General features: G+C 62.9%; 24 protein-coding genes. 13 read left to right on the top strand and 11 right to left on the bottom strand.

Annotated features, from left to right (window positions below; all coding sequences use genetic code 11):
* Positions 1-17 precede the first annotated feature (17 nt).
* On the bottom strand, positions 18-1,001 hold the full coding sequence (locus AAG821_RS15400; protein ID WP_341913135.1) for a TAXI family TRAP transporter solute-binding subunit: 984 nt from the start codon (positions 999-1,001) through the stop codon (positions 18-20).
* 34 nt (positions 1,002-1,035) lie between these two features.
* Entirely contained in the window at positions 1,036-1,644 is a 609-nt protein-coding gene (locus AAG821_RS15395) for a DUF6134 family protein (protein WP_341913133.1), read from the bottom strand.
* A 418-nt stretch (positions 1,645-2,062) separates the two neighbouring features.
* Between AAG821_RS15395 and AAG821_RS15390 the strand changes: the two genes are divergently transcribed.
* Entirely contained in the window at positions 2,063-2,500 is a 438-nt protein-coding gene (locus tag AAG821_RS15390) for a nucleoside deaminase (protein WP_341913131.1), read from the top strand.
* A 19-nt stretch (positions 2,501-2,519) separates the two neighbouring features.
* On the opposite strand, the gene AAG821_RS15385 is transcribed toward AAG821_RS15390, so the two are convergent.
* Entirely contained in the window at positions 2,520-3,044 is a 525-nt protein-coding gene (locus tag AAG821_RS15385; RefSeq protein WP_341913129.1) for a PAS domain-containing protein, read from the bottom strand.
* Positions 3,045-3,309: 265 nt separating this feature from the next.
* Between AAG821_RS15385 and AAG821_RS15380 the strand changes: the two genes are divergently transcribed.
* The gene (locus AAG821_RS15380; protein ID WP_341913127.1) at positions 3,310-4,128 is read left to right on the top strand and encodes a hypothetical protein; all 819 of its coding nucleotides are present in this window, start codon (positions 3,310-3,312) and stop codon (positions 4,126-4,128) included.
* A 3-nt stretch (positions 4,129-4,131) separates the two neighbouring features.
* Here the strand turns inward: AAG821_RS15380 and AAG821_RS15375 are convergent, their stop codons facing one another.
* The gene (locus AAG821_RS15375; RefSeq protein WP_341913126.1) at positions 4,132-4,722 is read right to left on the bottom strand and encodes a methyltransferase domain-containing protein; all 591 of its coding nucleotides are present in this window, start codon (positions 4,720-4,722) and stop codon (positions 4,132-4,134) included.
* Between the two features lie 208 nt (positions 4,723-4,930).
* On the opposite strand from AAG821_RS15375, the gene arfB reads away from it, so the two are divergent.
* From arfB to AAG821_RS15355, 4 genes are all read left to right on the top strand, one after another.
* A complete protein-coding gene (gene arfB, locus AAG821_RS15370; protein WP_341913124.1) occupies positions 4,931-5,350 on the top strand; it encodes an alternative ribosome rescue aminoacyl-tRNA hydrolase ArfB in 420 nt (139 codons plus the stop codon).
* A 125-nt stretch (positions 5,351-5,475) separates the two neighbouring features.
* On the top strand, positions 5,476-6,492 hold the full coding sequence (locus tag AAG821_RS15365) for a lipid A deacylase LpxR family protein (protein WP_341913122.1): 1,017 nt from the start codon (positions 5,476-5,478) through the stop codon (positions 6,490-6,492).
* Positions 6,493-6,585: 93 nt separating this feature from the next.
* The gene (locus tag AAG821_RS15360) at positions 6,586-8,754 is read left to right on the top strand and encodes a protein-disulfide reductase DsbD domain-containing protein (protein WP_341913121.1); all 2,169 of its coding nucleotides are present in this window, start codon (positions 6,586-6,588) and stop codon (positions 8,752-8,754) included.
* Complete coding sequence (locus AAG821_RS15355; protein ID WP_341913119.1) at positions 8,751-9,389, top strand: thioredoxin family protein; 639 nt, start codon at positions 8,751-8,753, stop codon at positions 9,387-9,389. The genes AAG821_RS15360 and AAG821_RS15355 overlap by 4 nt, the downstream gene beginning before the upstream one ends.
* A 51-nt stretch (positions 9,390-9,440) precedes the next feature.
* On the opposite strand, the gene AAG821_RS15350 is transcribed toward AAG821_RS15355, so the two are convergent.
* Together AAG821_RS15350 and AAG821_RS15345 are read right to left on the bottom strand one after the other, a co-directional pair.
* Positions 9,441-10,949 (bottom strand): indolepyruvate oxidoreductase subunit beta family protein, encoded by a 1,509-nt coding sequence (locus AAG821_RS15350; protein WP_341913117.1) that lies wholly within the window; start codon positions 10,947-10,949, stop codon positions 9,441-9,443.
* Between the two features lies 1 nt (position 10,950).
* Complete coding sequence (locus tag AAG821_RS15345; RefSeq protein ID WP_341913115.1) at positions 10,951-13,110, bottom strand: indolepyruvate ferredoxin oxidoreductase subunit alpha; 2,160 nt, start codon at positions 13,108-13,110, stop codon at positions 10,951-10,953.
* Positions 13,111-13,287: 177 nt separating this feature from the next.
* On the opposite strand from AAG821_RS15345, the gene AAG821_RS15340 reads away from it, so the two are divergent.
* The 6 genes from AAG821_RS15340 (at position 13,288) to AAG821_RS15315 (ending at position 19,234) form a co-directional block, all read left to right on the top strand.
* Positions 13,288-14,331, top strand: coding sequence for a TRAP transporter substrate-binding protein (locus tag AAG821_RS15340; protein WP_341913113.1), 1,044 nt, complete (start codon positions 13,288-13,290; stop codon positions 14,329-14,331).
* Between the two features lie 102 nt (positions 14,332-14,433).
* Positions 14,434-14,901, top strand: a complete 468-nt coding sequence (locus tag AAG821_RS15335) for a TRAP transporter small permease (RefSeq protein WP_341913111.1) — start codon at positions 14,434-14,436, stop codon at positions 14,899-14,901.
* A complete protein-coding gene (locus tag AAG821_RS15330) occupies positions 14,898-16,205 on the top strand; it encodes a TRAP transporter large permease (RefSeq protein WP_341913109.1) in 1,308 nt (435 codons plus the stop codon). The genes AAG821_RS15335 and AAG821_RS15330 overlap by 4 nt, the downstream gene beginning before the upstream one ends.
* A 1-nt stretch (position 16,206) precedes the next feature.
* Positions 16,207-16,746 carry a MarR family transcriptional regulator gene (locus AAG821_RS15325; RefSeq protein WP_341913107.1) on the top strand — a complete coding sequence of 180 codons (540 nt, stop codon included), beginning with the start codon at positions 16,207-16,209 and terminating at the stop codon, positions 16,744-16,746.
* Positions 16,747-17,216: 470 nt separating this feature from the next.
* The gene (locus AAG821_RS15320; protein WP_341916334.1) at positions 17,217-17,660 is read left to right on the top strand and encodes a response regulator; all 444 of its coding nucleotides are present in this window, start codon (positions 17,217-17,219) and stop codon (positions 17,658-17,660) included.
* On the top strand, positions 17,660-19,234 hold the full coding sequence (locus AAG821_RS15315) for a response regulator (RefSeq protein ID WP_341913104.1): 1,575 nt from the start codon (positions 17,660-17,662) through the stop codon (positions 19,232-19,234). The genes AAG821_RS15320 and AAG821_RS15315 overlap by 1 nt, the downstream gene beginning before the upstream one ends.
* On the opposite strand, the gene AAG821_RS15310 is transcribed toward AAG821_RS15315, so the two are convergent.
* From AAG821_RS15310 to purU, 3 genes are all read right to left on the bottom strand, one after another.
* The gene (locus AAG821_RS15310; RefSeq protein WP_341913102.1) at positions 19,231-20,844 is read right to left on the bottom strand and encodes a cryptochrome/photolyase family protein; all 1,614 of its coding nucleotides are present in this window, start codon (positions 20,842-20,844) and stop codon (positions 19,231-19,233) included. The two genes, AAG821_RS15315 and AAG821_RS15310, sit on opposite strands and share 4 nt — an antisense overlap.
* On the bottom strand, positions 20,841-20,981 hold the full coding sequence (locus AAG821_RS15305) for a DUF2256 domain-containing protein (RefSeq protein ID WP_341913100.1): 141 nt from the start codon (positions 20,979-20,981) through the stop codon (positions 20,841-20,843). Before AAG821_RS15305 ends, AAG821_RS15310 begins: the two co-directional genes overlap by 4 nt.
* Before the next feature lie 74 nt (positions 20,982-21,055).
* Positions 21,056-21,922, bottom strand: a complete 867-nt coding sequence (gene purU / locus AAG821_RS15300; protein ID WP_341913098.1) for a formyltetrahydrofolate deformylase — start codon at positions 21,920-21,922, stop codon at positions 21,056-21,058.
* Between the two features lie 246 nt (positions 21,923-22,168).
* On the opposite strand from purU, the gene AAG821_RS15295 reads away from it, so the two are divergent.
* The gene (locus AAG821_RS15295; RefSeq protein ID WP_341916332.1) at positions 22,169-22,909 is read left to right on the top strand and encodes a hypothetical protein; all 741 of its coding nucleotides are present in this window, start codon (positions 22,169-22,171) and stop codon (positions 22,907-22,909) included.
* Between the two features lie 32 nt (positions 22,910-22,941).
* Here AAG821_RS15295 and AAG821_RS15290 read toward each other — a convergent pair whose 3' ends face one another.
* Positions 22,942-23,382, bottom strand: a complete 441-nt coding sequence (locus AAG821_RS15290; RefSeq protein ID WP_341913095.1) for a hypothetical protein — start codon at positions 23,380-23,382, stop codon at positions 22,942-22,944.
* A gap of 52 nt (positions 23,383-23,434) precedes the next feature.
* Positions 23,435-24,679 carry an EAL domain-containing protein gene (locus AAG821_RS15285; RefSeq protein WP_341913093.1) on the bottom strand — a complete coding sequence of 415 codons (1,245 nt, stop codon included), beginning with the start codon at positions 24,677-24,679 and terminating at the stop codon, positions 23,435-23,437.
* Positions 24,680-24,741: the final 62 nt, after the last annotated feature.

The following is a 24,741-nucleotide window of genomic DNA, read 5'->3' as shown; positions in this document are numbered from 1 at the left end:
ATCAAGGTGTGCGGTGCTCAACGCACCAGCCCGGCCTCGCGGTAATAGGCCAGGGCACCCGGATGGATCGGGATCACGGCTTCACTCGGCACCATATCCTTGATCGCCAGGGTCGCCAGCGCGGGATGCAGGCGCCTGAAATCCTCGAAATGCTCGAACACCGCCTTCACCATGGCATAGGCCAGCCGGTCAGGCTGGCTGCTGGTGGTGATCAGGATGGCGCGGGTGCCAATGGTCTGCACATCCTCGGGATTGCCGGCATACATGCCGCCGGGGATGACGGTGGCGGTGTAAAAGGCATGCGCGGCCAGCAGCCGGTCGATCGGTGGGCCGGCCACGCGCACCAGTCTGGCCGGGCAGCCGGTCGTGGCCTCCTGGGTCAGCCCGTTGGGATGTCCGGCCTGGAAAATGATCGCATCGACGAGGTTGTTGCACAGCGCCGGATTCTGCTCGGCCGGCCCGAATTCCAGCGCATGCTCGGGATTGGGGATCGACTGGCGGTAAAAGCCGAGCACGACATCGCGGGTGAAGCCATACCCGGCACCGCTCTTGCCGATGCCGATGCGCCGGCCATGCAGGTCTTCGAAGTCGCGAATGCCGGTATCGGCGCGCACGATGGCGGTAAAGGCTTCCGGATAGAGCGCGATCAGCATGCGCAGCTTCGGATCGGGGCCAGCGGCGGCAAACGGCCCCTCGCCATGATAGGCCGCATAGGCAATGTCGGTCTGCGACAGCCCGAAGGCGGCCTTGCGGTTTTCGATCCGCCCGATATTCGCCACCGATCCCTCGGAACTCACCGCCAGGCAGCGCGTCGTCTGCTGGGAGTCCGGCAGATTGAACATGCGGCAGATCGCATTGCCGACCGGATGGTAGATGCCACCCGGCGTACCGGTGGCGAGCGTGACCGGCGGAGGGGCGAGCACAACGGACACGGCCGCGCAGCCGGCAACGGCACCCGCCAGGATAATGACGGCAAGCCGGAACGGGTTTCTGAACATCATCACCGCGCGCTCCCTGGGTTGTCGCATCGGTCCCTCACAGGTCCAGCTGATACTGGATATGTGATCCGTCGCGTTCGAACTCGCCGCGGACCCACAGGTTTTTCTCGTCGTACCAGATGCTGCCGGCCAGATAGGGCGTGATCAGCGTATAGCGCGTCACGGCAATCTGCCGGCCGCCGATCATGATCTGCTCGTCGGCGAATTTGCGGGCGCTTACGCCGATGATGCCGCCGTATTGGGCATCGACCAGCGTGGTCTGTTCCAGCACGGCGGGAGTCCACAGGCTGTTTGAGGTCAGGGTCGCCGCCGGGGCAATGAATGGCCCACCCTTGCTCACCACGCGAAAGCCCTGCGGCGTCGCCGTGCCATCGACGCGGAGAATTTCGCCATGTTCGAGGGTTTCGCTGTTCAGGCTGATCAGTTGACCGGCGCGCCAGGTTTCGGTCGAACTGTGGCTGAATCGGAAGACCGTGAAGAAGGCCGCCTTGACCAGCAGGTTTATCCTGGTGCTGACCAGGGTTTCGTCGGTTGCCGATGAATACAGGATCGTATGGGCACCGATCCGGGTGCCTTTGTAAAACACCGAGAACTGTCTTTGGTCGGACGCCAGTGGCAGAACGATGGCGGTCGCCGCAGGGGCCATGCGGGGCAACAGGCAGCTCGCGGCTGCGCCGCATCCGCCCATCAGAACGGCGCGACGGGATAGGACTGTCCGGTCCTGCATGATGCAATGGGCAGGCTTGCGTCCGACGAATCTCATCGTTTCGTACACCACCCTGGCTGGGATATCGTATCGCCAGTGATCCGAATGGATCACCGGTTCGCGGCTGCGCAGCGGCAAAAACCTCTGATTTGTCTTTGGTTGGACCGCAGCCTATCACAATACCAGTCACAGCGATGGACAAAGCTTGTGCCATGCGTGACCGTGCTCCGGTAGCGCTATTGCGACAACGCGGGGGCAACCCTCAGGGTTGCCTGCATCGGGCCGGTCCGGAATACTCTGCCGTCACGCAAGCCGGTGCCCGAAGGTATCGTCGGGCCTTTCATCATGGGGAGCGCGTATGGACCCCTTCATGCAGGCAGCCATCGACGAGGCCCGTGCCGGGCTGGCCGAGGGCGGTATTCCGATCGGTTCGGTGATCGTGCATCAGGGCCGCATCATCGGTCGCGGTCATAACCGCCGGGTGCAGCAGGGCAGCGCCATCCTGCATGGCGAGATGGATGCCTTCGAGCATGCCGGACGCCAGCCGGCCAGCGTCTATCGCGCTGCCACGCTCTACACCACGCTGTCGCCCTGCGCGATGTGCAGTGGCGCCATCCTGCTCTACGGCATCCCGAAGCTGATCGTCGGCGAGAATCGCACCTTCATGGGTGAGGAAGACCTGCTGCGCAGCCGCGGTGTCGCCGTCGATGTATTGCAGGATGCCACCTGCATCGGCCTGATGCGCGATTTCGTTGCTGCAAAGCCGCAATTGTGGAACGAGGATATCGGCGTCTGAACGGCTGCCTGCCGTCGGCCTAGGCCGCGCCGCGACCCTGCAGGCTGGGCGCGATGCCGGTGGCGAAGGACATTTTCAGCACCGTCATCTTGCCCAGCAGCCAGGTCGCGGTGTCGTCGGGCGCGCGGATCGGCAGATGCAGGGAGTCGAATTCCAGATAGTCCTTCTGCGCCCAGATCAGCGTGCCACGCGCGCGCAGGATGGTGCGCTTGCGCACCACGATCTGATAGGCGTTGATCACCGCGTCGGCGTCGACTTTTGAGAGGCCATGCATCAGCTGCCTTACCGTGCTGCCGGTGAATTCCTGGCCATTGATCGCCGTGATGTCGGCGCCGATCAGGCGATAGCGGAAATCCTCCTCGCCGGGCAGGGGTTCGACAATGAACAGTGAACCCAGATGCGGCTTGAGTTCGGCGGGGTCGATGGCGCTGCGGTTCGGAATGCCGTCGGGCGGAGACTTTTCGCGCCAGTATTCCAGCAGGGCGCGCAGTTCCGGCGCATCATCCAACTGCGGGTTCAGTTCGCCTTTCAGTCGTGACTGCAACGGCGTTTCCCATGCACATTATGATTATGTTGATTGCAGTCTATCGCTGCGCCATCACCCCGGCAATGAAAGCGATTATAGGTCGACATATGAATCCCTCTGAAACTGTATGCCGGCCTGCCGGGTTGTACCCGCAGCCGTGGGTGCCCGGCAGGGCAACGGCCGCTGGCCTTTGGGGCGTCTTCCCGGCAACGACGCCACCATTTTGAAAACTATTCCAGATTGCCGGGAGCGAAGTCCCGGCGATATAATCCCTACAAAGATCATGGCCGGCCAGACCACACTCGCCCAGCTCAACGACCTGCTCAACAAAGCGGAGCTGCAGGGCGTGTCGATTATTCGCCGCATTGCCGAGCCGGACTCTTTCGCGGCCAGTTTCGACAGCTTCCGCAAATACATCGACGAAATCGACAAGTTCTATGTGCTGGTCGATCTGGTCGAAGGCCAGTTGCCGCAGTTTGAGCATGGCCGCCGCGAGAAGCTGGCGCATAACCTGGTCAATCTGCGCTGGCAGGTCTGCATCGTCGAGGTCAACGCCACCCGTATTTTCATCGTGCGGATCGGCGAGCATGGTCGCAGCGTGCCACTGGGCGCGCGCGATTTCCTCACCCGTCGTCGCGACCGGCTGGGCGAGATCAGCAGCTATTACGACTGCTTCGGCGAGGCGCACACACTGCCGAAAATCGAAACCGAGCTGATCGACACCGTCCGCCGCCTGCTCGACAACACGATTGGCAAGAGCCAGTCGCTGCCCGACCTGCTGGCCGAGGCGATGCAGCACAGCAGCGAAGACCCGGTGCCACAGCCACCGCTGCGCCTGCGCTCGCCCAGCGAAGTCGCCAGCCCGCTGCAGAAGCGCAAGCCCATCGAGTTCAAGGTCAAGGTGGTCTATGGCCGCTATTATGCCGAGGGCATGTCGGTGCAGGCGGTGGCCGAGGCCTGCGCGGAATCGAAAATGACCATGGACGACCTGGCCCAGCAGCTGGGCGTCAACCGCACCCAGCTCGGCCTGATGCTGAATGGCGCCGATGCCATGAGCAAGCGAATCTACGAGGATCTGCGCGAGTTCCTGCGCAAGGCCTGATCGCTACAGCGATTTCAGCACCGCCTGCAGGCTGGCCTGATCCGGCGCCGTGCCAAAGGCAATTGCCATCAGTTCCAGCGCCTTCTGGTTGGCCTGCACGGCCACCAGGCCGAAGCCCGCGGCGTTCAGCTTGGCCTTCAGCGTATCGCGGGTGAAGCCGGTGCGGTGCGCCATATAGGTCTTGCCGTTGGCCAGTTCGCGGCGCCAGCCATAGAGGATGTCGATGGCGGCAATCGGCCCGGCCGGTACGGTGTAGAGCGTGTCTTCCAGTTTGCCTTCGGCGACATGGCGGCAGACTTCCTGGATGTCGGGCGTCACGATCAGGGCAAAGCCGCCGGGCTTCAGCACGCGGCGGAATTCGGCCAGCGCGGTGGCCACATCATGGGCTTCCAGATGTTCGATATTGTGCGACGACCACAGCGCATCCACCGATGCGGTGGGCACCACATGCATGTCGGTCATGCTGCCGACGATATCGGGCTGCACATCCGGGTCGATATCGAGGCGCAGCTCGCGCCAGTCGGGCGTACGGAAGGTGGCATGCAGGGGGCTGGCATGGCGCGGGCCGCAGCCGACATGCAGGACGGTTTTCATCGGGCTCGTTTCTTCAGCAACGGACTGTCCGCATCTTGCTGGCGGACGGTCGGGAAAGCCAGCTTGCGGGCAAGGCAAAATGTTGCTATTATGTTCTTTGTGGTTTCCGCAGCCAAGGCAAGGCGCTAATATCATTCGCTCCATGTTCTGTGGGCAGTTCAGCCGGCTTTGCTGGGCAAGGGGGCAGGGGCCAGCTAGGGTGCCCGCCATGATTCGCGTCACCCCTCGCATCAGCCTCGATCCGCGCGAGATCGAGATCAGTTTCGTCCGCGCCTCCGGCCCCGGCGGCCAGAACGTCAACAAGGTCTCGACGGCAGTTCAGCTGCGCTTCGATGTGCGGCGCTCGAAGGCGTTTTCCGACGATGTGCGGGCGCGGCTGGAAAAGCTCGCCGGCAGCCGGCTGACGCTGGATGGCGTGCTGGTGATGACGGCGCAGCAGCATCGCAGCCAGGAGCGCAACCGGCAGGATGCGATCGACCGCCTGGTGGCCCTGATCCAGGCCGCCGCCGTGGTGCCCAAGCCGCGCCGGGCAACCCGGCCGACGCTGGGCTCGAAGAAGCGCCGGCTGGAATCGAAGACCAAGCGGTCCGGGGTGAAGAGCATGCGCTCGCGGCCGGGCGTGGATTGAGCGCGATGCCGCCAAACATGGTAGACAGAAACATCATGTCTGCCCCGTTCATGCCACATTCACCCGGCAAGAGGGGCTGGCCTCATCTGATGAAGCCTCACCTCATAAAAAGTGTCTGCCGGTTGATGTCCCAGAAAATTCCCGCTGCCGCCTTCGCCGCCGTCATGATTGCCGCGCCGCTCAGTTATGCGGCCGATCCGCCCGATCTGGCCAAGCAGGCGGAGCCGCAGGTGGGGACCTTCAGTTTCGTTCTGGAAAACGATCTATTCTACAACACCGACCATCGCTACACGAGCGGCGCCCGCTTCAGTTATCTGACGCCGAAAGGCGGCGAGCCTGAATGGCTGCGCGATCTGGCGCTGGAAGTGCCGATGCTGAAATGGCACAGCGACATCCGCATCGAATATGCGCTCGGCCAGAATATGTACACGGCCTCTGACAAGCTGCTGCGCAATCCGCCCGCCAATGATCGGCCCTATGCCGGCTGGCTGTATGGTTCGGTCGGCATGGTGGCGCGCACCGGCCAGGTGCTTGACCAGTTCATGGTCAGTGTCGGTGTGGTCGGCCCGGCATCGCTGGCGCATGAGACCCAGGACTTCATCCACTCCATTGTCGACTCCCCGGAGGCGCAGGGCTGGGATACCCAGCTCAAGAACGAGCCGACTCTGCAGTTCACCTATCAGCGCAGCTGGCAGTCGCCGGAATTCAAGCTGCCGGGTGGTTTCGGTATTGATGCCACGCCGCATGCCGGTGCGGCACTGGGCAACGTCTATGTCTATGCCAACAGCGGCATGATGTTCCGCTTCGGCCAGAACCTGCCGATTGATTACGGCCCGCCGCGCGTGCAGCCCAGCCTGCCGGGGTCGGGCTATTTCGAGAAGGCGCCCGGCGGTTTCGGCTGGTATCTGTTTGCCGGCGTCGATGGCCGTGCCGTGGCGCATAACATCTTTCTCGACGGCAACACCTTCGTCGACAGCCGCAGCACCAGGAAGGAACACTATGTCGGCGACGCACAGTTCGGTCTCGCCGTGGTGGTCGATGGCGTGCGGCTTGCCTATACCCATGTGCTGCGCACCCGCGAATATGAAAGCCAGAATGCCAGTGACCAGTTTGGCGCTTTCAGCGTGTCCTTCGCGTTTTAGCTGAAAAATCAGGCAGGGTGGCTCCCACCGCCTCGCGGCCTTGTGAGGCTGATATCGCTTGCTCCGCAGGCGGTTTTACCGGAATTTTATGCCATGCGCCGCCCCGGCTTTTTCCGCTGCCTCAAGCAGGCCGCTCTCGCAGCGGCGCTGGCCTGCGGCCTTGTCCTTCCGGCCCAGGCTCAGGCCCAGCTGTCCGGCAACGATCTGGTCGCCGCCACGCTGCTGGCCGAACCCTCCGATATCCGCGGCGGCGAACCCTTCTGGGTCGGGGTTCGCCTGCGCATGGCCGAGCACTGGCACACCTACTGGCGCAATCCCGGCGATTCCGGGCTGGCGACGGAGATCCGCTGGACCCTGCCCGCGGGCTTCACGGCGGGACCGATTGTCTGGCCGGTGCCGGAGCGGATTCCCGTCGCGCATCTGGTCAACTATGGCTACGAGGGCGAGATCCTGCTGCTGACGCAGATCACGCCGCCGGCGCAGGTACCGGCGCAGGTTGCGCTGAAGGCCGATGTGAACTGGCTGGTCTGCCAGAAGGAATGCATCCCGGGCGAGGCGTCGCTTGATCTTGCGTTGCCCGCCGGTGCGGGGATGGCCAATCCTGCAACGGCGGCCGCCTTCGCCACCGCGCGCCAGGGCATTGCGCAACCGTCGCCCTGGTCGGCGCGGATGGCCACCACCACGGATGGCTATGTCCTGCATGTGGCCGTGCCGGGCCTGCGGGCCGACCGCATTCACAGCGCGGCCTTCCTGCCGCATCAGGAAGCGATGATCGAGCATGCGGCCGCGCAGCCGATGCAGGTCGAGGCCGACCGCCTCACACTGACGCTCAAGCGCGGCAGTTTTGCCGCCGCCGGATTGCCGCAGCAGACCGGCGGCCTGCTCGTGCTCACCGAAGACACCGGCGGCACGCAGCAGCGCCAGGCCTTTGAATTCACCGAGATCGCCTATGGGGCGGCAGCGCCGATGATGGCAGCAGCCGACGGGGCGGCGATCCTGCAGGCGGTGGTGCTGGCCATGCTGGGCGGCATCCTGCTCAACCTGATGCCCTGCGTCTTCCCGGTGCTGTCGATCAAGATTCTTGCGCTGGTCGGTCACGCGGGCGCGGGCAGGGCGCAGATGCGCCGTCATGGCCTGGCCTATACGCTGGGGATTCTGCTCAGCTTCGGCGCGCTCGCCGGATTGCTGCTCGGCTTGCGCGCGGCCGGCGCCCAGATCGGCTGGGGCTTCCAGTTGCAGATGCCGCTGGTGATCGCCGTGCTGGCCTATCTGCTGTTTGCCATGGGGCTCAGCCTGTCCGGCGTCTTTCATATCGGCGGACGCTTCGCGGGTATCGGCGAGGGACTGGCGCAGCGCGGCGGCTATCAGGGCTCGTTCTTCACCGGCATCCTTGCGGCCGTGGTCGCCACGCCCTGCACGGCGCCCTTCATGGGGGCGGCCACCGGCTTCGCACTGACCCAGCCTGCCGCCATCGGCATTGCCATCTTCCTCGCGCTCGGCTTCGGCCTGGCGCTGCCCTTCCTGATGCTCACCTTCGTGCCGCAGCTGGCCGACCGCCTGCCCAGGCCCGGCATCTGGATGGAACGGGTCAAGCAGGCCCTGGCTTTCCCGCTCTATGCCACCGTCGCCTGGCTGATCTGGGTGCTGAGCCAGCAGGTCGGGCAGCAGGGCCTGCTGGCCGCCATGCTGGGGCTTGTGCTGGTGGCTGCGGCCGCCTGGTCGTTCAGCCTGCAGGGCCGTGCGGCAGCCATCGGCGCTGCGGCGCTGCTGCTGGTGGCCGGCGGCGCCCTCTATGGCACCGCCCGCGATGCAGCTGTTCCCGGCACGGCGGTGGCGCAGGTCAGCCCGGCCGGCCAGACCGTGGAGGCCTTCAGCCGGCAGAAGCTGGATCGCCTGCTGGCGCAGCAGCAGCCGGTCTTTGTCAACATGACGGCGGCCTGGTGCATCACCTGCATGGTGAACGAGCGCACGGCGCTGTCGAGCGACCGCGTGCAGCAGGCGTTCCGCGACCGGAATATCGTCTACATGAAGGGTGACTGGACCAATCAGGACCCCGACATCACCCGCGTGCTGGAACAGAATGGCCGCAGCGGCGTGCCGCTCTATCTGTTCTATGCCGGTGGCCAGAGTGTGGTGCTGCCTCAGATTCTCACCCCAGCCATCGTGCTGGAGCATCTCGACCTTCTGGACCGCGTCGGTGCGCGCGGCCAGCAGCAGAAAAGTGCGTCTCTCTCCAACCTGACAAGGAGTGTGCAACCATGACCCTATCGCGTCGTATCCTTCTCTCCGCTGCCGCCATCGGGGCAGCCGGCCTGCTGGGCATTCCGCAGCTCGGCTTTGCCGCCAATGTGCAGGTCGGCCAGCCGGCACCGGTCTTCACCGCCAAGGATTCCAATGGCAAGACGGTTTCGCTCGCTGATCTCAAGGGCAAGACCGTGGTGCTGGAATGGTCGAACCACGACTGCCCCTTCGTGAAGAAGCATTACACCGGCAACAATATGCAGGCGCTGCAGAAGAAGTGGACGGCGCAGAATGTGGTGTGGCTGACCATCGTGTCCTCGCCGGTCGGCGAGCAGGGCTATGTGACGCCTGATCAGGCCAACAAGCTGACCACGGATCGTGGCGCGGCGCCCTCGGCGGTGCTGCTCGATCCCAAGAGCCAGATCGCGCGGGCCTATGGCGCGCAGGTGACACCGCATATGTATGTGATCGACAAGACCGGCAAGCTGGCCTATGCCGGCGGCATCGATGACAAGCCCTCGACCCGCATTGACGATCTGGCAACGGCCAAGAACTTTGTCGATGTCGCCCTGTCTGAACTGGCGCAGGGCAAGGCGGTCAGCACCGCCACCTCGCGGCCCTATGGCTGCACGGTGAAATACGACACCACGTCGTAACGGCGGTCTGTATCAGAAAGGAAAAAGGGCGCCATCTTCTGGCGCCCTTTTTTATTCGGCGGCGTGCGGCAGGGACTGGCGCAGGCTGGCCTCGAACTCGCCCAGCATATTGCCGAGCGACTGGCCATCCGGATCGGCCAGAGCCGCCGTGCGGGCCTGCACCAGCGCGTCGCTCGCCTGTGCTGGCGGGATGCGGCCATCCAGTGCCGGCAGGATGATACGGGCGCGGATGCGCTCGAAGTTGCCGGCGCCGCGCTTGAAGGTATCGCCATAGCCCTTGATCAGGCGGGCGCAGTCGACGATCTCGCGCGCAAAGGCGGTATCCAGTGCGGCGGCGCGGCGGATCAGGTCGAGCCAGTCCTCGATACGCTGCTGCTCTTCGGCATAACGGAAGCTGCGCGGGCGCCAGCCGCGCAATCCGGCCAGGGCGCGCAGTTTCAGGTAGCCGCCGATGCGGTTGGACTGCACGGTCATGCCGACATGCAGCTTTTCGGTCCAGCCGCGCCGGTCGCACAGCGCAATGATGCGCTGCGCCAGCATCGGCGGCAGCAGGGAGGCGATTTCCTCCACCCCGGGCTTCATGAAGTCGGCCACCGTATAGGGCTGGTCGGGCCGCACCCGCTGTTCGCGCTCGATAGCGCTGAAGCGTTCGGGCTTCAGCTTCAGCTGCGCCACACGGATGACATCCTCGAAGCTCATGCGCAGCGCCAGATGGCGTGCGGTCTCGTTGGCCAGCGCTTCATCGCCCAGCTTCACGATGGTGTCGAGCCGGTCGAGATAGAGACGGGCGTAGTCCACGCCCTGATAGTCGATCAGGCGCTTGATGCCCTCGGCGGCAAATTTCTGCACGGCAAGCGGCAACCGTGCGATGCGGTCGGCCAGCGATGGCACGGCGGCGGCCGGCGGCAGGGTGGACAGCACGGCGGCGCGGGCGGCGATCTCGCCTTCGCCATGCGAGAGCCCGAAGCGGAAGCCGGCCAGATTGCTCTCCACCGCCTTGCCTTCGGCGCGGATGCCGTCCTCGAAGGCCTGGGCCGGCAGGGGCAGGGCGCCGGACCCGGCCAGCGCGCCCAGCAGCACGGCGTTCAGAATACTGCCGGCGTCTTTCGCGGCCTGGTCCATGTCAAACAGCACGGTCTGTCGCGCGTGATCCTTGGCAGCGCGGAACAGCTTGGTCACGTCATAGCGGCCGTCGGCCATGGCGCTTTTTTCCGCCACGGCGAAAATGCGGTGCGTCGAGGCGATCAGCAGCGTGCGATCGGGCGAGACATAGCCGTTGGCAATCGCACGGCCGGCCTCGACGAATTCGCTGGCGATCATCACATCCACCTGGCCCGGCATCGGGTTCAGGCACATCACCGGGCGCTGCGTCGTCTTTTCCGGCCAGATCTCGATGTAATAGGTGGTGGCGCCGGTGCGCTGGGCCACACCGGGGATCGAGGTGCTCTGCACCGGATAGCCGGCGCGCTCGGCAGCATCGACGATCCAGCCGGTCAGCACACCGCCGCCTTCGCCGCCCATGGCGGCGATCAGGATGCAGAGGGGGCGCGTGGTGGTCATGTCACTCTCCCGCCGCCGGCTGCGCAGACTGGACCGCGCGGCCACCCAGCCAGCCGATCACGGCGCGATGCAGGCGGTCGCTCAGGCGGTCCCACCAGCCGGGGTTATGCACGATCTCGGTCTTGTAGAAAGACGGGCAGAGCACGGCGGCATGCGCCACCTCGCCGCAATGGCCGCAGCCGACACAGCCGCTGTTGACGCTGGCCACCGGATCGGTACGCAGCGGATCGGGATTGGGCTTGATGGTCAGCGACGGGCAGCCCGACAGCCGGATGCAGGAATGGTCGCCGGTGCACACTGCATCGTCGATACCGAAACGGGTGCGCACCACGCGCTCGCCGGATTTCAGGGCTTTGGCCTCATCGGTACGCAGGCGACGCTGGCGCGCCAGCTGGCATTCGCCCTCGGCCAGGATCACCTTCAGGCCCTTGGTGGTGGTGGTCAGCGCCTCTTTCAGCGAGGCGCGCATGTCCTTCAGGCCATAGGAGCGCAGCGTGCGCACCCATTTGACGCCGAGCGCCTTCAGCGTTGTCTCGATATCAGAGCCGCTGCCCAGCCCGTCGACGCGGTTGCCGGCCGAGGAGGGGATATACTGCACGCCGGTGGCCGAGGTGTAGCCGTTCTTCATCACGATCAGCACGCCGTCGCCGCGATTGAACATCGACGAGGCGACACCGGACAGCACGCCGTTATGCCAGAAGCCGCCATCGCCCATGATGGCGAGCGAGCGCGTGTTCATCAGCGGCCCGACGCCGGCGGCCGAGGCCAGCGACATGCCATAGCCGAGGATCGAATGGCCGAGCGAGAAAGGCGCAAAAGTGGCGAGCGCATGGCAGCCGATATCGGCGGCGACATGCACCTTGCCGATTTCGCGCTCGACCAGCTTGATCGCGGTGAAGACCGGCCGTTCCGGACAGCCAGTGCAGAAGGTCGGCGGCCGCAGCGGCAGGTTGGTGCCGATCAGGGCCTGGGCGGTCTTGCGATTGTCCAGCGCCGCATTGAAGGCGGCATCAGAGACGGAGACATCGATCCGCGGCTGCTCGGCCTTGACGAAAGCCAGCAGGCCGCGGGTCAGCACCTCGATCGTGTATTCGCCGGCCGCCGGCAGCATGTCCTTGCCATGCACGCGGGTATTGATATCGGCACGGCGCAGCGCGGTGCACAGGGCCTGCTCGATGTAATCCGGCGAGCCTTCCTCCACCATCAGCACGGCTTGCTTGCCGGCGCAGAACTGGTTCAGTTGTTCCGGTACCAGCGGATAGGTGACATTGAGCACCAGCACCGGCACCCGGCTGTTGCCGAAGGCATCGGCCAGGCCGAGATTCATCAGCGCGCGGTTCAGGGCATTGTACAGGCCGCCCTGAACGATGATGCCGATCTCCGACAGGTCGCCCGGCATGGTCTCGTTCAGGCCACGCTCGAGAATGAACTTGCGTGCCGCGGGCATGCGCTGCTCCAGCTTCAGCTTTTCCTGCATGAAGGTGGCGGGCGGATGGGCGAGGCGGTCGTAGTTGAAGGCAGACGGGCCGGGCAGGCGGCTGTTGCGCGACACTTTCGCATGCTGGTTCGTTTTGGCAGCAAATTCGCCGGTGACATGGCAGGCGCGGATGCGCAGCTCCAGCATCACTGGTGTATTGGAGGCTTCCGACAGTTCAAAGGCATCCTGCACGGTTTTTGTGATGACCGGCAGGTCAGGCCGCGGATCAAGCAGCCACATCGAGGATTTCATCGCATAGGCGTGGCTGCGTTCCTGGATCACGCTGGCGCCTTCGCCGTAATCCTCGCCCACCACGATCAGGGCACCGCCGGTGACGCCAGCGGAGGCGAGGTTGCTCAGCGCATCGGAGGCCACATTAGTGCCGACAATGGCCTTCCAGGTGACACAGCCGCGCGCCGGGTAATGAATCGAGGCGCCGAGCATGGCGGCAGCCGAGGCTTCGTTGGTGCAGGTTTCGAGATGGATACCGAGATCGTCGAGGATGTCCTGCGCCTGCACCAGCACGTCGATCAGATGCGAAACCGGCGCACCCTGATAGCCGCCGACATAGGAAACGCCAGACTGCAGCAGGGCCTTGGTGACCGCCAGGATGCCCTCGCCACGGAAGGTGTCGCCATCACCCAGACGCAGCGATTCAATCTCTTTGGCGAAAGAGCGTTCCATCGATTCCTCCCATATTGGGCGGAATTTCGCACCGCACACCGGCAGCGTCAAGAAATTAGTTTGGTGTCCAACAAAACAATGTGGACAGGTCCGGCCCGCCGCTGCTAGGCTGCGCGTGCAAAAAACAAAAAAGGGCTGTCCCGTTTTGGTGACGGCCCGCCAGCGGAGGAAAAACACATGACCATTCAACGTCATTTCTATGCCTGCGCGGCTGCGCTGGGCCTGACGGCTGCGCTCGGCCTGGCTGCCGTGCAGCCCGCCATGGCGCAGGACAAGCCGGTGTCGCTGCGGCTCGGCCACTGGCTGCCGCCGTCGCATCCCCTGCATCCGGCCTTCACCGAATGGGGCGCCTCGCTGGAGAAGGCGACCAATGGCACGGTGAAGACGCAGATTTTCCCGGCCCAGCAGCTCGGCCAGGCGAAAGACCACTACGATATGGCGCGCGACGGCATTGCCGATATCACCTATGTCAATCCCGGCTACACGCCCGGCCGTTTCCCGGTGATCGCCGGCAGCGAAATCCCCTTCCTGTTCTCGAATGGCAAGAGCGGTTCGGCCGCGATCGATGCCTGGTATCGCAAGTATGCCGAGAAGGAAATGAGCGACGTGAAGGTCTGCATGACCTTCGTGCATGACCCGGGCACCTTCCACAGCAAGATCAAGATCGCCAAGCCCGACGACCTGAAGGGCCACAAGATCCGCCCGGGCAATGCTTCGGTGGCGCGTCTGGTGACGCTGGCGGGTGGGACCAACGTGCAGGTGACGGCACCGGAAGCGCGCGATGCGCTGGAGCGCGGCCTGGCCGATGCGATCAGCTTCCCGTGGGGCAGCGTGTTCATCTTCGGCTTCGAGAAGGCGGTCAAATACCATATGGATGCGCCGCTCTATATCAGCAACTTCGTGCTGGCGGTGAACAAGGCGGCCTACGGCAAGCTGTCGGCCAGCCAGAAGAAGGCGTTTGACGACCATTGCACGTCGGAGATGTCGGAGAAGGTCAACACGGCCTGGTCGGATGCCGAGTCTTCAGGCAAGGCCAAGATGCTGGCATTGCCGGGCCATGAGGGCGTCAAGCCGAGCGACAGCGATATCGCCGCCTGGCGCAAGCTGTCGGATGAGATGACCAGGGCCTGGTACGAGGACGTCAAGAAAGTCGGCGTCAACGGCGAGCAGGCGCTGAACGAACTGAAAGCGGAGTTGAAGAAGCGTAACGCTGCCTTCTGAGTATTTGCCGATAAGGGCGGCTGCGGCTTCTGTAGCGGCCGCAGCCGCCCGTTTGATTCCTGACAGGCATTGCGGCAGAGTGCCGGCAGGGGGGGTAGCCTGATGAAAACTGTCATCGACAAGGCCGAAATGGTGGCCGGCTTGTTGCTGGGTGCGATTGCCGTATTGACCTTCACCGCGGTCATGCTGCGCTGGCTGTTCAATTACGGCCTGCCCGACACCTTCGATTTCTCGCGATTGCTGCTCGGCACCGCCATGTTCTGGGGCATCGCCGTTGCCGGCTATCACAATCGCCATATCCAGGTGGACGGTTTCTGGGAAATGGCGCCGGCCTGGGGTAGGCGCCTGATCGACATTTTCGCCACGCTGGTGACCCTGGCCTTCATGGCCCTGTTTGCCTGGATGCTGGAAAGCAAGGTGATGAGCGTTTATGCCAGCAACGAGCAGACCTTCGATCTGCGCCTGCCGGTCTGGCCGTTCCATGCCGTTGCAGCCCTGGGGATTGTACTGGCAACGCTGCTGCTGCTGCTGCGTCTGGTGCGGTTGATCGCGAACCGGAAAGAGGCGTGAGCGTGGATCAGGATTTCGTCACCATCGGCGGCTTCGTCGCGCTTTTTATCCTGATGCTGCTGCGGGTGCCGGTCGGCATCGCCATGGGCATCGTCGGCGTCGGCGGCTTTGGCATTCTGGCCGCCATGAAGCCGGCGATGAACTTGCTGGCGCAATCGCCGATCCGGGTTGCCACCGACTACGACCTGGCGGTGATTCCCATGTTCATCCTGATGGGCACTTTCGCCACCGCGGCCGGCATGAGCCGGGAACTGTTCCGCGCCGGCGAGGCCTGGCTCGGACATCGCCGTGGCGGCCTGGCCATGGCCACCGTGATGTCCTGTGCCGGTTTCGCCGCCATCAACGGTTCCTCGGTCGCCACCGCGGCCACCATGACCAGCGTGGCGTTGCCCGAGATGCGCCGCTTCGGCTACCATCCCGGCCTGTCCACCGGCGTGATCGCCGCGGGCGGCACGCTCGGCATCATGATCCCGCCCTCGGTGGTGTTTGCGCTCTACGGCATCCTGACCGAACAGGATATCGGCAAGCTGTTCATCTCCGGCATCCTGCCCGGCCTGCTGGCCGTGGTGCTGTATATCATCACCATCCAGGTTCTCGGCTGGTGGAAGCCAGAACTGCTGCCGCGTGGCCCAAAGGCCAGCTGGCGCGAGCGCATCCATTCGCTGCGCGACATCTGGGCCACCGTACTGCTGTTTGCCGGAATCGTCGGCGGTCTCTATGGCGGCGTCTTCACCGCCACCGAGGCGGCCGGCTGCGGTGCCTGCGGCGCCCTGATCATCGGCATCCTGCGCGGCCGGCTGGGCTGGAGCGAAATCCAGGCCAGTCTGGTGGATGCCGTGCGCACCGGCGGTTCCATCTTCACCATCGTGGTCGGCGCATTCCTGTTTGGCTATTTCCTGGTCATCACCCAGACACCGCAGAAGGTCAGCGACTTCCTCACCGGCTTGCCGATCGGTCCCTATGGCATCCTTACCCTGATCCTGATCATGTACCTGATCCTGGGGGCACTGATGGATGAACTGGCGATCATCCTGGTGACAGTGCCGATCATTTACCCGGTGATGATCCAGCTTGGCTTCGATCCGATCTGGTTTGGTGTCATCATCGTCATGGTCACCACGCTGGGCATGGTGATGCCACCGGTCGGCATCAATGTCTTTGTCATCAACTCCATTGCCCGCGATATCAGCCTGTGGCAGATCTACAAGGGGGTGATGCCGTTCATCATCGTCGATCTGATTCGTCTTGCGCTGCTGGTCATTTTCCCGGCGATCGCGCTTTATCTGCCAGGACAAATGAACTGACATGCGGAGCAGGACCCAGCGTTCAGCCGGCAATGGCGAGGATACTCCAGCCCTGACGCGCAAAGCGGCCAGGGCGCGGAAGCTGGATCGCGGGCCGCTGCCCGGGCTGTATGGCTATAATCTGCGTATTGCCCAGGTCGCGGTTTTTGAAAATTTCATTCAGGTGGTCGGCAGCTCATTGGCGAGTCGCATGGGCGGACTGACGCCCGGCCGCTTCAGCCTGCTGGTGCTGCTGCACGCGAATCCGGGTATCAATCAAACCGACCTAAGCCGTGGCGTCGGTGTGGACAAGTCGACGCTGACGCCGGCTCTGGACCAGCTCGAGAAAAAGGGCCTGATCCAGCGACATCGCACCGCGGCGGATCGTCGGACCTATGCGCTGTCGCTCAGCCCGACAGGCGAAGCTCTGCTGGCGGAGCTGATGACCAAGGTCGAACTGCACGAGAAAAACATCGTTGCCGGCCTTACGCCCTCGGAGCGCAGCACGCTCAACCGTCTGCTCAAGAAGATGGCGCGCAGCCTCGGCAGCGAGGCCATCTGACCGCAAACCATTCTACTGCGAGTCGTTGGCTGTGGAATCTGGGCCGCTCAGTTTTTCGGCATTTTCCATGGCTCAGCTTCAGCGGGGACTGGCTCAGATATGGCAGCACCAACAACCGCTGCTTGATTGCATACATCGGCACGCCCCACAAAACTTCGCCCTTCTAATTGACAATAAACGCAAATCTGTGCGGAATGAGCGTGCCGGGTTGATTTTTCGCAACCGGATCATTCCCCGTTTATACTGGTCAATCGCGGACTTTAGTCGCGGAATACCGGGCAGGGGCTTAATCGCATTGATTGATTTGTTCCGCCGCAACGGGGTACAGAATCGTTTGGGTGAGGGCGCTGGCCTCACTTGGGCAGACGTACCTGCAGATGTGGTGGCAGTCGGGAACGGGCGGTCAGTGTTTTATCCTGAAGCCCTGCTTTTTTGGCGTTGCCCGCAGGTATAGAGACACCAGGAAGATGATGAGCGACGATAGTGCAGTAACAATTGTGATGATCGAGGATGACGAGGGCCACGCTCGTCTGATCGAGAAGAATATCCGCCGTGCCGGCGTCAACAATCAAATCATTCCATTCACTGCCGGCGGCCCGGCGGTCGAGTATCTGATGAAGGCTGGCGATGGCGATACCGGTTCCCATGGCGGCGCCTATCTCGTGCTGCTGGATCTCAACCTGCCCGACATGTCGGGCACCGAAATCCTGCGCCGTGTGAAGGAGCATCCAGGTCTGCGTCGCATGCCGGTGGTGATCCTGACCACCACCGATGACAAGACGGAAATCCAGCGCTGCTACGATCTCGGCTGCAACGTCTACATCACCAAGCCGGTCAACTACGAGAACTTCGCCCAGGCGATCCGTCAACTGGGTCTGTTCTTCATGGTCATGCAGGTACCCGAGACAGTCTGATGACCGAAAACCGTTCACGTCTTCTTTACATCGATGATGACCTGGGTCTCGGGCGCCTGGTGCAGAAGGAGCTTGAGCGGAACGGTTTCGTTGTCGAGGTCCTGACCAGCGGCAAGGCGGGTTATGAGCGGCTGCGCAGCAGTGCCGATGTCGATGTGGTGGCGCTGGATCATCACATGCCTGACCAGGTGGGCCTGGATACGCTGGCCATGATTGCCACCCTGCCCAAGCCGCCGCCGGTGGTGTACGTCACCGGTGAATCGGAAGGACGGATTGCCGTTGCGGCCCTCAAAGCCGGAGCCACCGACTATGTGATCAAGGATGCCAGCCCGGAATTCCTCACGCTGCTGCGGGCAGCCATCGAGGGGGCGCTGGAAACCCGGCGGCAGAGTTTCCTGCGCGAACGCGCTGAAGCCGAGATGCGCGAGGCCCGCGATCGTTTCGAGGCCCTGGCCAACGAGCGCGCGGTGCTGATCCATGAAGTGAACCACCGGGTGTCGAACAGCCTTCAGTTGGTCGCCAGCCTGTTGCAGGTGCAATCGACAGCGCAAAGCGACCGGCGGCTGGCCCAGACCCTGCTGGATGCCTACAAGCGGGTTGCCGCGGTCGCTCGCGTGCATAAACGCCTCTACACATCAGCGAATGTGCGGTTTGTCGACCTGGCTGACTATCTCTGTGGTCTGGTGGAAGATCTGCGCCAGTCGGCCGATCGTGGCGGGCGTTCATTGCAGTTTCTAGCGAGCCAGACCCGGATCGGCACCGACTTTGCCATCCCGATCGGTCTGATCGTCACCGAACTGGTGATCAACTCCCTGAAATATGCCTATCCCACCGGCGATGGTCCGATCCGGGTCAAGGCCGAGCGCAATGGTGATCTGATCACGGTGCAGGTCGAGGATGACGGCATCGGTGTGGACGAGGCGGCCTGGCGCAAGAGCAAGGGCATGGGCAGCAAGATCGTGCTGGCCATGGTGGAAAAGCTTGAAGGGGCGCTGAATGTCGAGACCCGCACCAGGGCCGGAACCTGTATCACCATCACCTTCAAATCCGCCGATCCGGCGCCGGAACTCGATGGCGTCGACGACACGCTGACCTCGGTTCTGGTAATCGCCGACAGCCTGGGGCGTTCGGATGACATTACCGAGACGATGGAGAGTCGCAAGATTCTGCTGCTGGTCGAGGATGACCCGCTGATGCGCATGGTCGTCGCCGGCAATCTGGAAGCCGCCGGCTTCCGTGTCGAGGAAGCCGGATCGGGTGCCGAGGCGCGAGCTGTTTGGCAGAAGATCCCTGATCTTGCCGCGGTGATCGTCGATCTCGGCCTGCCGGATTGTCGCGGTGACCTGCTGGCTATCGAATTCCGCGCCCTGGCGCCGCATCTTCCGATCGTGCTGGCGACGGGATATGACGAAAAGGCAGTGGCGCCCGGTTTCGCGGGCAGCAGGCTGAGCAGGATTCTTCCCAAGCCGTATGACGATCTGGCCCTGATCGACCTGCTGGAAACTCTCGGCGTATCGGGCAGCAGCATTCCGCCGGCGCAGGCGAAGGCTGGTTTCGCGCCGCGTGCGGTCTAGGTCATGTCTGCCTGATCGTTCCCTGCTAGCAGCAACGGCATCTGCTCGGCGGGGGCTGGATGGGAGCCACGATCCGAATCATCAAGCGAGGCTAGAATCTCTGCCGCTTTGAGCGAAATAGCCTGGCGCTGACTGGCCGGCATACGCGCAAGATTACGGTATGGCATCGCGAGACGTGGGTTACGCCCCAGGCGATCGGCATTCCGCGACAAGAAATCCCAATAGAGCGCGTTAAACGGACAGGCGGTGGAGCCGAGTGTCTGCTTCACATCATACCGGCAAGGGCGGCAATAATCCGACATGCGCTGAATATACTTTCCCGAGGCTGCGTAGGGCTTCGAAGCCAGACGCCCGCCATCGGCAAACAGGGCCATGCCATGGGTATTGGGCAATTCGACCCAGTCATAGGCATCCGCATACACAGCGAGATACCAGGCCTCGACCTCCGCTGGGGCGATTCCGGCCAGAAGTGCAAAATTCCCGGTCACCATCAGCCGCTGGATGTGATGGGCATAGGCATTGCGTCTGGTCTCACCGACCACTTGTGCGATGCAATTCATGGCTGTTTGTCCAGACCAGTAAAACCAGGGCAATGGCCGCGTGGCAGCCAGGGCATTGCTGCGGGCATAGCCAGGCATTTCGAGCCAATAGACGCCGCGAATAAATTCACGCCATCCCAGAATCTGGCGAATGAAGCCTTCGACAGCGTTGAGCGGGGCGCGGCCCTTGCGCCATTCGGTTTCTGCGCGGCGACACAGTTCCCGCGGATCGAGCAGGCCACAGTTGAGATACGGGCTGAGCAGGCTGTGAAACAGGAATGGCGCGCCCTGCTGCATGGCATCCTGATAGTCGCCAAAATAGGGCAAGGCGTGACGGAAAAACCATTCCATCAAACGCTCTGCCTCTATACTGGTGACGGCAAAGTCAAAGGGCTCGATATCCCCGAAATGCTGTGCGAATACACGCTCAACCAGGTCGATCACTTGTCGCGTCACGGCGTCCATGATCATGTCGGGACGACGCGGTATAGCCTCATGGCCGCGTAAAGAGCGCCGATTGTCGCTGTCAAAGTTCCAGCGACCACCCTCAGGCTTCCCTGCCGCATCCATCAGAATGTCGTGCCGGCGTCGCATCTCGCGATAGAAGAACTCCATGCGAAGTTCTTTCCGGTTCGCTGCCCAGCGCCGGAACTCGACGTGGCTGCAGAGAAAGCGGTCATCCTCCAGAATATCGACGGGTCGGGCCAGACGTACCGCCCAGCCTTCCATATCCGCTTTCAGCCGCCATTCGCCTGGCTCGGTCACCACGATACGGTCCGCGCGCATCATGTCGGCATGACGGGATACCTCGCCATACAGTGATCCAGTATTGTCGGCATCATCGAGCCTCACATATATGACGCGGTGGCCGGCCTGCCGTAATTCTTCGGCGAAATGCCGCATCGCGGAAAACAGGAACGCAATTTTCTTCTTGTGATGGCGGACATATGTCGCCTCCGACATCACCTCTGCGATCAAAACGGTATCGTTTCCCAGGTGACTGTCGCGCAGTGATGAAATTGTCGGGCTGAGCTGATCGCCCAACACGAGTCGAAGAGTTGCGCCAGTCATGATGGGCGACGCTTGCGGCGGCAGGCGACTGAGCAGTATCTGACCTCGTCCCAGCTCCGCGCCCACTTGCGGCGCCAGGCGAAGGGGCGGGCGCAGACCGTACAGATCTTGCTTGGCAGATTAGGCTTCTTATGCATCCTGGCGGACATAGACCGCAGATGCGCGCCGTCCAGCCCCGGGCAAGTCCTGACCGCGAAATAGGCCTGTGACTTTAGCCGCGGAACACCACGGTCTTTGTCCCATTCGGGAAAATCCGGTGCTCGACGTGGTATTTCACCGCGCGGGCCAGCACCAGGCTTTCGATATCGCGGCCGGTCGCGGCCAGCTGATCGGGCGAATAGCCGTGATCGACGCGGGCAACCTCCTGCTCGATGATCGGGCCCTCATCCAGATCGGCGGTGACGTAATGCGCCGTGGCACCAATCAGCTTCACGCCGCGCAGATGCGCCTGCTGATAGGGCTTGGCGCCCTTGAAGCTGGGCAGGAACGAGTGATGGATATTGATGATCTTGCCGGCATAGTCGCGGCAGAGGTCGGGTGACAGCACCTGCATGTAGCGCGCCAGCACGATCAGGTCGATCTTCTCCTGCTCGATCAGGTCGCGCAGCATCTTTTCCTGCCGTGCCTTGCTGTCGGCGGTCACCGGCCAGTGGTGATAGGCGATGTCATGGGCTGCCGCGCGCTGATACCAGTCGCGGTGGTTGGATACGATGGCCGGGATCTCCACCGGCAGGGCGCCGATCGAATAGCGGTACAGCAGGTCGTTCAGGCAATGGCCGAATTTAGAGACCAGGATCAGCATCCGCGATTTCGCGGCTTCGTCATGCAGTTCCCAGGTCATCTCAAAGGGGGCCGCCACCGGTGCAAAGGCGGCACGCAGCTGCTCCAGCGGGCGGCCCTGCCCATTGGGTCCGGCTTCCAGATCGTCGACGCTGACCCGCATGAAAAACAGGCCGGTTTCGCTGTCGCCGAACTGGGCGGAGTCGCGGATGTTGAAGCGATGGGCGGCCAGGAAACCGGAGACCGCGGCAACGATGCCGGGACGGTCATGGCAGGACAGCGTCAGGATCAGGCTCATGAGGGGGTGCAATACGCAAAAGGGAATGTTCGGGCCGGACTGTAGCCTTGCCCGGGGCAGAGCCGCAATGGCAGGGTTAACAATCTATGGGCAATGCGCATGCCTTTTTGTGCCGGTCCGGCGGGTGGCGCCAATATGGGGCTCGCATCGGCTGGGGGGCTTCTTTAAGCTGCACCCAACCTGAACGGATTCGGCTGCCAGAGTAGAAAACCCATGATTACCCGCGGTCCGGAGTTTCTTCGCCAGATGGCCAACAAGCTGTTCGACGCCCTGCTGCAGGGCGCCGAGGCGGAAGCCAAGAAGGCCCCCTTCAGCGTCGAGACGCTGCGCCAGCTCGTCGAGGCGATGAAAGGCGCGCCGGACTACGACCATTACTATCGCGCCTCCTACGACAGCCTGATGCGGGTGGTGGAGGAGGATGCCCGGCGCGGTGCCCGCATCAACGCCTTCGGCCGTCTGCTGGTGCACCCGCTCGACCCGCTGTTCAGCGAGGAAAAGCTCGACCGCCGGCTGATCGGCAACTACTTCTTCTTCGTGCGGTCGCTGTTCGGCGACGAGGTCGAGGCGATGGCGGACGAAGCCGCCAGCATCGCCGAGGAAATCCGCGTCAGCGCCGGCGGCAATCTCGACTGGGTGTCTTTCTATGCCGACCCGCGCGCCAAGCAGCTCTATTTCAAGGTGATCGGCCGCGTGATCCGTGCCTTCCGGGTGTTCGAGACGCGGCGCGACTGGGTGGTCAAGGTGATGCAGCACGATCCTACTGCGGTAGGACTGTCATCGAATGTGTATATCGAGCGGCCCTTCGAAGGGCAGGCGCTGCCATTCGGCGACCGCGAGTTCTTCCTGTTCTTCGACGGCCTGGTCCGGCCCCTGGCCACGCTCGGCGCCGAGGATGCGGCGCTGTTCCGCACCGCGACCGGCGATGATGCCGGCCGTATCGTCGGCAAGTTCCTGTCCGAACTCGAGCAGTATCGCCCCGCCGCCTGAGGGCGGCAGGGCGTTCAGCCATCAGCCGGCAATCAGTTGGAGTTGGCCGGCTCGCGGTGATCGAGCTTGGCGGCAAACTGCTCGAACAGCTCCGACACGCAACGGGCAACCGTGCGCTGGTGGTTGTCGTTCAGCTGGTCGGCGGCACGCATGCACATATCGGCAAACTTGCGCGCCAGGATCACGGCGTCGCGATTGCTTTCCATGCGGATTTCATCGAACACGGTGCCGATGAAATCGCGGGTCTGGTTGCTTTCGTGATGCGTCACCGGACGCTCACCCATCAGCGAGTCCAGCATCGCATTGAAGGTCTGCGATGTATCAATTGCGATGCTGGCAAGGATCTTCTCGATCCGCTCGTTGTCCTTCGGCGTCACCGGCTTGCGGCTGGGCGCATGCGTAGCCGAACCGGCGCGGACTTCCGTCACCTGGTTCTCGGTCTGGTTGGGTCGCTGGCTGGAACGGTTCCACATGGTACTGAACCCTGCAAGTTGCTGTTGAAATGCCGAACGCGCCAGCGCCGGCTCAGTTCACCACTTCACGCGAGGCACGGATCATGTTGTCGATATGCCAGCCCTGGAACAGGCGGATGCCGGCGGCCATGCCGGCCTTCAGCGCCTCTTCGGTCTCGCAACGCGCCATGATCACGCGGTTGGCATCGGCTTCGCCGATCCTGCTCGCCAGCTCCTTGTCGATCCAGTCTTCGTGGCGATCCTTGAAGTAGAACAGCTTGACGAAATCGGCCTTCAGTTCCTTACGGCCGAACAACTGCAGCAGGTCAGGCGTGATGCCGTCGATCAGGATGCGGTAGCCGGAGTTATGCAGGAATTCGCAGGCCAGCAGATACTCGTTGTAATCCCAGAACACATCGTAGCGCTGCATCTCGATGATGATCTGTTCCTTCTTCACGATATTGCCGATGCGGCTGTCGAAATCGCGGAAGGTGTCGCTCAGGATGGTGCTGACATTCAGGTTGATGCTGAACGGGCCGCTGTTGCGGGTGACATAGCCATCCAGCAGGGCGCGGAACACGCGGGTATCCAGCGTGCGGGTCAGGTGATGGAACAGCGACCGCGCACCGCGCAGATTCACGGTCGGTGCAATCGCCTGGCGCAGCTCGTTCACGCCGACGAAGATTTCCTGGAAGATCGGCTTCGGCGGCTGATTGCCAAAGCACAGAGTCACTGGCTGACGCTTCATGAAGGTCGAGACATCGGCTTTCTTCAGGATGTCATCGATCTGCTGCAGCGCGCCGGGCGTCAGCGGCGTGCCGTCGCCGGCCGTGGCCGCGGTGCCCGCCTTGGCCAGCAAGCGCTTGCGACGTTCGGCAAAGACGCGGAAGCGCTGCTGGATATTATCCATCAGCTCCTGCAGGTCTTCGAACTGGCTGTCGAAGCGATACCAGCGTACGGCGTTCTCGGCTTCCTCAGGGGTCAGGCCGATGGCGACGTTGTTGCGGGTCAGAATATCGTCGATCTCAAGCACCAGCTTTTCGAAGGTCTGGTCGAAAAACCGCTCTGAGAGCCGGATGAACATCACGATCGAATAGTCGTGCAGCGTGTAGAACGTGCCCTCGTATTTCGACATGAGAGAACGCATCGAATGCACAACGATGTTGTAGCTTTCCCGATTACGCTCGAAGGTCTTTGGATTAACGAACTGAATCACTGCGGCGAGACGGCCACCGAAAATCTTGCCCCGCGCCAGGCGGTCAAAATCGGTGAACATCTTCTCGTCGTCAGACGATTGGTTCTGTTGTGCCTCACTCATTAATTAGTCGCTTTCTCCGGTAACGGTCGTGGAGAGGGCGACAACCAGCCAATCTAGGCTGC

The organism is Ferrovibrio terrae (assembly GCF_943372915.1).
GTDB lineage: Bacteria > Pseudomonadota > Alphaproteobacteria > Ferrovibrionales > Ferrovibrionaceae > Ferrovibrio > Ferrovibrio terrae_A.
Note: the sequence above shows the minus strand (reverse complement) of the source record. Positions and strands in the feature narration are given on the sequence as shown.

Coding starts and splice junctions, on each gene's coding strand:
- AAG821_RS15400 (WP_341913135.1), bottom strand. CDS start 1,001: ATGATGTTCAGAAACCCGTTCCGGCTTGCCGTCATTATCCTGGCGGGT.
- AAG821_RS15395 (WP_341913133.1), bottom strand. CDS start 1,644: ATGGCCCCTGCGGCGACCGCCATCGTTCTGCCACTGGCGTCCGACCAA.
- AAG821_RS15390 (WP_341913131.1), top strand. CDS start 2,063: ATGGACCCCTTCATGCAGGCAGCCATCGACGAGGCCCGTGCCGGGCTG.
- AAG821_RS15380 (WP_341913127.1), top strand. CDS start 3,310: ATGGCCGGCCAGACCACACTCGCCCAGCTCAACGACCTGCTCAACAAA.
- AAG821_RS15375 (WP_341913126.1), bottom strand. CDS start 4,722: ATGAAAACCGTCCTGCATGTCGGCTGCGGCCCGCGCCATGCCAGCCCC.
- arfB (WP_341913124.1), top strand. CDS start 4,931: ATGATTCGCGTCACCCCTCGCATCAGCCTCGATCCGCGCGAGATCGAG.
- AAG821_RS15365 (WP_341913122.1), top strand. CDS start 5,476: ATGTCCCAGAAAATTCCCGCTGCCGCCTTCGCCGCCGTCATGATTGCC.
- AAG821_RS15360 (WP_341913121.1), top strand. CDS start 6,586: ATGCGCCGCCCCGGCTTTTTCCGCTGCCTCAAGCAGGCCGCTCTCGCA.
- AAG821_RS15355 (WP_341913119.1), top strand. CDS start 8,751: ATGACCCTATCGCGTCGTATCCTTCTCTCCGCTGCCGCCATCGGGGCA.
- AAG821_RS15350 (WP_341913117.1), bottom strand. CDS start 10,949: ATGACCACCACGCGCCCCCTCTGCATCCTGATCGCCGCCATGGGCGGC.
- AAG821_RS15345 (WP_341913115.1), bottom strand. CDS start 13,110: ATGGAACGCTCTTTCGCCAAAGAGATTGAATCGCTGCGTCTGGGTGAT.
- AAG821_RS15340 (WP_341913113.1), top strand. CDS start 13,288: ATGACCATTCAACGTCATTTCTATGCCTGCGCGGCTGCGCTGGGCCTG.
- AAG821_RS15335 (WP_341913111.1), top strand. CDS start 14,434: ATGAAAACTGTCATCGACAAGGCCGAAATGGTGGCCGGCTTGTTGCTG.
- AAG821_RS15325 (WP_341913107.1), top strand. CDS start 16,207: ATGCGGAGCAGGACCCAGCGTTCAGCCGGCAATGGCGAGGATACTCCA.
- AAG821_RS15320 (WP_341916334.1), top strand. CDS start 17,217: ATGAGCGACGATAGTGCAGTAACAATTGTGATGATCGAGGATGACGAG.
- AAG821_RS15315 (WP_341913104.1), top strand. CDS start 17,660: ATGACCGAAAACCGTTCACGTCTTCTTTACATCGATGATGACCTGGGT.
- AAG821_RS15310 (WP_341913102.1), bottom strand. CDS start 20,844: ATGACTGGCGCAACTCTTCGACTCGTGTTGGGCGATCAGCTCAGCCCG.
- AAG821_RS15305 (WP_341913100.1), bottom strand. CDS start 20,981: ATGCATAAGAAGCCTAATCTGCCAAGCAAGATCTGTACGGTCTGCGCC.
- purU (WP_341913098.1), bottom strand. CDS start 21,922: ATGAGCCTGATCCTGACGCTGTCCTGCCATGACCGTCCCGGCATCGTT.
- AAG821_RS15295 (WP_341916332.1), top strand. CDS start 22,169: ATGGCCAACAAGCTGTTCGACGCCCTGCTGCAGGGCGCCGAGGCGGAA.
- AAG821_RS15290 (WP_341913095.1), bottom strand. CDS start 23,382: ATGTGGAACCGTTCCAGCCAGCGACCCAACCAGACCGAGAACCAGGTG.
- AAG821_RS15285 (WP_341913093.1), bottom strand. CDS start 24,679: ATGAGTGAGGCACAACAGAACCAATCGTCTGACGACGAGAAGATGTTC.